7 protein-coding genes and 1 tRNA gene are annotated in these 5707 nt (G+C 61.1%); all 8 read left to right on the top strand.

Annotated elements, in window-relative coordinates:
- Window positions 1-298: ACT domain-containing protein (locus tag KH616_RS20465; protein ID WP_366834987.1), on the top strand; the 298-nt coding region annotated here is incomplete at its 5' end.
- Between the two features lie 88 nt (window positions 299-386).
- A tRNA-Val gene (locus KH616_RS20460) sits at window positions 387-463 on the top strand.
- A gap of 267 nt (window positions 464-730) precedes the next feature.
- Complete coding sequence (gene thrS / locus KH616_RS20455) at window positions 731-2638, top strand: threonine--tRNA ligase (RefSeq protein WP_292250310.1); 1908 nt, start codon at window positions 731-733, stop codon at window positions 2636-2638.
- Between the two features lie 49 nt (window positions 2639-2687).
- On the top strand, window positions 2688-3212 hold the full coding sequence (infC, locus tag KH616_RS20450; protein WP_292250311.1) for a translation initiation factor IF-3: 525 nt from the start codon (window positions 2688-2690) through the stop codon (window positions 3210-3212).
- 191 nt (window positions 3213-3403) lie between these two features.
- The gene (gene rpmI / locus KH616_RS20445; protein WP_050328334.1) at window positions 3404-3601 is read left to right on the top strand and encodes a 50S ribosomal protein L35; all 198 of its coding nucleotides are present in this window, start codon (window positions 3404-3406) and stop codon (window positions 3599-3601) included.
- Window positions 3602-3631: 30 nt separating this feature from the next.
- A complete protein-coding gene (gene rplT / locus KH616_RS20440) occupies window positions 3632-3991 on the top strand; it encodes a 50S ribosomal protein L20 (protein ID WP_007585475.1) in 360 nt (119 codons plus the stop codon).
- A 149-nt stretch (window positions 3992-4140) separates the two neighbouring features.
- Entirely contained in the window at window positions 4141-5154 is a 1014-nt protein-coding gene (pheS, locus tag KH616_RS20435) for a phenylalanine--tRNA ligase subunit alpha (protein ID WP_292250275.1), read from the top strand.
- Between the two features lie 93 nt (window positions 5155-5247).
- A partial coding sequence (gene ytpR, locus KH616_RS20430; protein WP_366834983.1) for a YtpR family tRNA-binding protein occupies window positions 5248-5707 on the top strand: 460 nt, incomplete at its 3' end.

Below are 5707 nucleotides of genomic sequence, written 5' to 3'. Positions count from 1 at the left end.
CGCGCCGGAGCGCGTGCTGCAGACGACCTGGTCCGCCGATGTGCTTGGCGGCCGCGGTGCATCGGTCTACCCGGTCGACCTGATGATCGAGGCGACCGATCGCCAGGGTCTCCTGCGCGACATTTCGGAAGTGTTCGCGCGCGAGAAAATCAACGTGGTCGGCGTGAAGACGCAAAGCCGGCGCACCGCTGCATTCATGCAGTTCACGGTCGAGGTGTCGAATTCCGCGCAGGTGCAGCGCGCCTGCACGCTGCTCGGCGAGGTGTCGGGGGTTGTCCGGGCCGGTCGGAAAGCGTGACGCGGCGGCCGGTGCGGAAATAATTTTGCTGCGGACGCATAAAACACTTGCCAAGTGAAAAGCAGCTCCATATAATTTCAGCTTCTTCAGGCTCGTAGCTCAGCTGGTTAGAGCACCACCTTGACATGGTGGGGGTCGTTGGTTCGAGTCCAATCGAGCCTACCAACGAATGAAGGGCGTCCGGTTTCCGGATGTCCGAAGCAGTAAAAACTTAACGCATACAAGGCGAATACGGTTATGACACCGCGAACGTTGACCGAAACCATTTCGGAGCGACGCTAGTCGAGGAACGTTTTCGCCGGTGCGGTTGGTTGAAGTATCGAATGCGGCCCCTCGAAAGCGGGGCCGCATTTTTTTTGTCGCGAAATTTCGCGTGCGTTTTTCTGACGCGTGCTTGGTCTGCCGCCCACTGTCGGCATCACGGAGATTGCTATGGTTTCGATACGCTTGCCTGATGGCTCAGTTCGACAGTACGAGCATCCGGTGACAGTCGCCGAAGTGGCGGCCTCGATCGGTCCCGGTCTCGCAAAGGCTGCGCTCGGCGGCAAGCTCGATGGCGAGCTCGTGGATACGTCCGCGGTGATCGATCGCGATGCGTCGCTCGCCATCGTCACGGACAAGGATGCCGACGGTCTCGACATCATCCGTCACTCGACGGCGCACCTGCTGGCCTACGCGGTCAAGGAGCTGTATCCGGACGCGCAGGTGACGATCGGGCCGGTCATCGACAACGGTTTCTACTACGATTTCTCGTATCACCGTCCGTTTACGCCGGAGGATCTGGAAAAGATCGAAAAGCGCATGCAGGAGATCGCGAAGAAGGATGAGCCGGTGTCGCGTCGCGTCGTGTCGCGCGACGAGGCGGCCGGATATTTCCGCAGCATCGGCGAGAAGTACAAGGCCGAGATCATCGAGTCGATTCCGCAGAGCGACGAGATCAAGCTTTACTCGCACGGCGGGTTCACCGACCTGTGCCGCGGCCCGCATGTGCCGTCGACGGGCAAGCTGAAAGTCTTCAAGCTGATGAAGGTGGCGGGCGCCTACTGGCGCGGCGATTCGAAGAACGAGCAGTTGCAGCGCATCTACGGCACGGCATGGACCAAGAAGGAAGACCAGGACGCGTACCTGCACATGCTCGAGGAAGCGGAGAAGCGCGACCACCGCAAGCTTGGCAAGCAACTCGACCTGTTCCACATGCAGGAAGAGTCGCCGGGCATGGTGTTCTGGCACCCGAAGGGCTGGGCATTGTGGCAGCAGGTTGAGCAGTACATGCGCCGCCGCGTGAACGAGGCCGGCTACAACGAGATCAAGACGCCGATGATCATGGACCGTTCGCTGTGGGAAGCGTCCGGCCACTGGCAGAACTACCGCGAGAACATGTTCACGACGGAGTCGGAGAAGCGCGACTACGCGATCAAGCCGATGAACTGTCCGGGGCACGTTCAGGTGTTCAAGCATGGTCTGCGATCGTATCGCGACCTGCCGTTGCGCTACGCGGAATTCGGCTCGTGCCACCGCAACGAGGCGTCGGGTGCGTTGCATGGCCTGATGCGCGTGCGCGGCTTCGTGCAGGACGATGCACACATCTTCTGTACGGAAGATCAGTTCATTTCCGAGTCGATCGCGTTCAACACGCTGGCGATGAGCGTGTACAAGGATTTCGGCTTCGACCACATCGACATCAAGCTGTCGCTGCGCCCCGAACAGCGCGCGGGCACGGACGAGACGTGGGATCGCGCCGAGCAGGGCCTGCGCGACGCGCTGACCGCATGCGGTCTCTCGTGGGAAGAGCTGCCGGGCGAGGGCGCGTTCTATGGTCCGAAGATCGAGTACCACATCAAGGACGCGCTCGGCCGCTCGTGGCAATGCGGCACGCTGCAACTCGACATGGTGCTGCCGGAGCGCCTCGGCGCGGAGTATGTCGCGGAGGACAACAGCCGCCGCCGGCCGGTCATGCTGCACCGGGCGATCGTCGGTTCGATGGAGCGATTCCTCGGCATTTTGATCGAGCACCATGCCGGTGCGATGCCGGTCTGGCTCGCGCCGATCCAGGCTGTTGTGCTCAATATCGCCGAAAGTCAGACGGAATATGCGCAATCTCTGGCCCAATCGTTGCAAAAACAAGGGGTTAGGGCGACGGCCGATTTGCGCAACGAGAAAATTAGCTATAAAATACGCGAGCACACGCTGGAAAAGGTGCCTTATCTGCTCGTCGTGGGCGATAAGGAGCGTGATGCACAAACGGTAGCCGTGCGTGCCCGTGGCGGCGTCGATCTGGGTGTCATGCCGATCGATGCCTTCGTTGAGCGTCTGCAGGATGACCTGCACTCGTTCAAGTAACCGCCCTGGCAGCGCGGCTCGTTTTTTTAATTTTTAGAGGAAACGTAACATCGCTACTGATAAGTCGTCGCATCGCATCAACGGTGAAATCACTGCGCCGGAAGTGCGTCTGGTCGGGGTCGAGAACGAACCGCTCGGCATCGTGAAGCTCGCTGATGCCTTCCGTAAATCGGAAGAGCTGGATGTTGACCTGGTGGAAATCGCGCCGCAGGCGGTGCCGCCGGTTTGCCGTCTGATGGACTACGGCAAGTTCAAGTACCAGGAAGCCAAGAAGCAGCACGAAGCGAAGCTCAAGCAAAAGGTCATCCAGGTCAAGGAAGTGAAATTCCGTCCGGGTACCGATGATGGCGATTACAACGTCAAGCTTCGCAATCTGTTGCGCTTCCTCGAGGATGGCGACAAGACGAAGATCACGTTGCGTTTCCGCGGCCGTGAAATGGCTCACCAGGAAATCGGCATGCGGATGCTCGAACGTCTGCGCGCGGACCTCGACGAAGTCGGCCAGGTCGAACAGATGCCGAAGATGGAAGGGCGCCAGATGATCATGGTGCTTTCGCCGAAGAAGAAGAAGTAACGGGCTGGCGCGCGATTGCGCGCCGGTCCGGAAGTGGTTCGGCGCACCGCCCGGTCAGGGCGGTGCGCCAGAAACAACGGCGGCCGCGCAAGCGGCGCGCCGTACACAAGTGGACTGGGTTTCGAAGGGCGGGTTCAGGGCGCAAGCCAACCGCACACCCACCTCCATCTAATAAACCGGAGTTGTTCGTCATGCCAAAGATGAAGACCAAGAAGAGCGCTGCAAAGCGCTTCGTGGTGCGTCCGGGCGGTACCGTCAAGCGCGGTCAAGCCTTTAAGCGCCACATCCTGACCAAGAAAACCACGAAGAACAAGCGTCACCTGCGCGGCGCAACGGCGGTCCACGAGTCGGATCTGAACGCCGTCCGCGCGATGCTCCCGTTCGCGTAACCCCTCAATCGATACTCACAGGAGAGAAACATGCCTCGAGTCAAACGTGGGGTAACCGCACGGGCCCGTCACAAGAAGATCATCAAGCTGGCCAAGGGTTACCGCGGCCGCCGCAATAACGTCTACCGCATCGCCAAGCAGGCGGTGATGCGCGCAGGCCAGTACGCGTACCGCGATCGCCGCAACAAGAAGCGTGTGTTCCGCGCACTGTGGATCACGCGTATCAACGCGGCTGTCCGTCAGCACGACATGACCTACAGCGTGTTCATCAACGGCCTGAAGAAGGCGTCGATCGAACTCGACCGTAAGGTGCTGGCCGACATGGCGGTGTTCGACAAGGCTGCTTTTGCTGCGATCGTCAAGCAGGTGAAAGCCGCCGTTGCAGCCTAATTGCGAAATTAGCACTGCGTGGTTAGTTGCAGCGATGTTCCGGTAGTCACGGCCGCTGCAGCGAAAACGGGGCTCTTCCGAGCCCCTTTTTTGTTTGGCCGGGCGATTCCGCTCGCCGAGAACGATTGACGTTGGAAATGATGGGATCTATGGATCTGGACCAGATTGTCGCCGACGCGCAGCAGTCCTTCGAACAGGCTGCCGACATCACCACGCTCGAAAACGAGAAAGCCCGCTTTCTCGGCAAGTCGGGTGCGTTGACCGAGTTGCTGAAGGGCCTCGGCAAGCTCGATCCCGAGGCGCGCAAGACCGAAGGCGCGCGTATCAATGTCGCGAAGCAGCAGGTTGAAGCCGCCCTGACGGCGCGTCGCCAGGCGCTGGCCGATGCGCTGCTGAACCAGCGTCTCGCGGCGGAGGCGATCGACGTCACGCTGCCGGGCCGCGGCGCCGGCGCGGGCAGCCTGCATCCGGTGATGCGCACGTGGGAGCGCGTCGAACAGATTTTCCGTACGATCGGCTTCGACGTGGCCGACGGTCCCGAGATCGAGACCGACTGGTACAACTTCACGTCGCTGAACAGCCCGGAGAACCATCCGGCGCGTTCGATGCAGGACACCTTCTACGTCGACGGCAAGGATGCCGACGGCCGTCCGCTGCTGCTGCGCACGCACACGAGCCCGATGCAGGTGCGCTATGCGCGCATGAATCGTCCGCCGATCAAGGTGATCGCGCCGGGTCGCACGTACCGCGTCGACAGTGACGCGACGCATTCGCCGATGTTCAATCAGGTCGAAGGTCTGTGGATCGACGAGAACATCAGCTTTGCCGACCTGAAGGGCGTCTATACCGACTTCCTGAAAAAATTCTTCGAGCGCGACGATATCCTCGTGCGCTTCCGTCCTTCGTACTTCCCGTTCACGGAACCGTCGGCCGAGATCGACATGATGTTCGAGCACGGCAAGAACGCCGGCAAGTGGCTCGAGATCTCCGGCTCGGGACAGGTGCATCCGACCGTGATCCGCAACATGGGCCTCGATCCCGAGCGCTATATCGGTTTCGCGTTCGGCAGCGGCCTCGAGCGTCTGACGATGCTGCGCTACGGCGTTCAGGACCTGCGTCTGTTCTTCGAGAACGACCTGCGTTTCCTGCGCCAGTTCGCATAACGCGCGCCATGCCGAACCGTGCCCGTGCGAGACCCGTGGGAGAACCCAGCGGGCGCCGGGCGTCGATCTAACCTGTTTCGAACGTAGACATCCATGCAATTCCCAGAATCCTGGTTGAGAACCTTTGTCGATCCGCAACTGACGACGGATGAGCTGTCGCATGCGTTGACGATGGCGGGGCTTGAAGTCGAGTCGCTGAAGAAGGCGGCGCCGCCGACGTCGAAGATCGTCGTCGGGCGGGTGCTCGAAGTCGTCAAGCATCCGGATGCGGACAAGCTCAATGTCTGCCAGGTCGACGCCGGCACGGGCGCGACGCTCAATATCGTGTGCGGCGCGCCGAATGTCGCGCCGGGCATCAAGGTGCCGGTCGCGCTCGTCGGCGCGGAACTGCCGCCGGCCGAGGAAGGCGGCAAGCCGTTCGCGATCAAGCTGTCGAAGCTGCGCGGTGTCGAGAGCCAGGGGATGCTGTGCTCGGCGCGCGAACTGAAGCTGTCGGAAGATCACGGCGGCCTGTTGATCCTGCCGGAGGACACGCCGGTCGGTCAGGATATCC

The organism is Burkholderia sp., from assembly GCF_018375725.1.
Taxonomy (GTDB): domain Bacteria; phylum Pseudomonadota; class Gammaproteobacteria; order Burkholderiales; family Burkholderiaceae; genus Burkholderia.
Note: the sequence above shows the minus strand (reverse complement) of the source record. Positions and strands in the feature narration are given on the sequence as shown.